Source organism: Bartonella sp. AD328YNZD, from assembly GCF_042196425.1.
The window spans coordinates 1-812 of sequence record NZ_JBHIQG010000677.1 but is presented as its reverse complement, the minus strand read 5'-3'; the positions used below and the strand labels follow the sequence as shown (position 1 = coordinate 812).

Below are 812 nucleotides of genomic sequence, written 5' to 3'. Positions count from 1 at the left end.
AGTATCATTTGACGTAGTACCTGGACCAACACCTGGAATAGCAGGCAGATTCGTTGTATCTGCCCCACTCGCAACACTTGATATAGCCTCTGGTCTTTGTTGACTTACAGTGTTTAATCCTCCTAAAGTATCTTGTACAAGAGCTAATGAGCCACTGGAGCCAGCTGGTACACCTGCTTGCGGCATATTTACTACTGTTTCCACCCTAGTAGATAAGACGCTTGAACTAGGAGTAGATAGGACACCTGAACCTGGGACCCCTGGCACAGCACCTGTACCACTCGCAACACCAGGTACTGCACCTGCAACACTCGCAATACCAGGTACTGCACCTGCAACACTCGCAACACGAACACTACTATCTGCAACATTCCGTATCATGCCAGGAACAAAAATATTATTCTTTCTAGAATGACAAGCACTAATAGGTCGAATATGATTTAAAACAGGCACAATCTGAGCCTGAGCCTGAGCCTGAGCCTGAGCCTGAGGCTGAGCCTGAGGCTGAGGCTGAGGCTGAGCAGAACCACTACCAACAGGATTACCGACTCTAGGTTCTGCTCTTCCAGAAGCCTCCACTCCTCCGGGTGGTGTTATAGCCCCTGTGCTCGACCCTCCAATGAAAGAGGTAAATGATGATAATGAAGGAAGGAATGATGAGAACCAAGTACTCCCCATAGAAACATCTACACCTTGTAAAAAGAAGAAAGCACTTGTTGTTAGTGCGTACAAACGTGTACGCTTTTTAAATACATTGATCATATGTCAAACTTTCTAAATAATGTTGCAAAAACACTAGAATTAAGTGAAAA

General features: G+C 45.3%; 1 protein-coding gene. It reads right to left on the bottom strand.

The window, feature by feature from the left end:
* Nucleotides 1-762 (bottom strand): hypothetical protein (locus ACFIO3_RS14415; protein ID WP_375704714.1); only part of this gene is annotated, 762 nt, incomplete at its 3' end.
* Between the last annotated feature and the right edge of the window lie 50 nt (nt 763-812).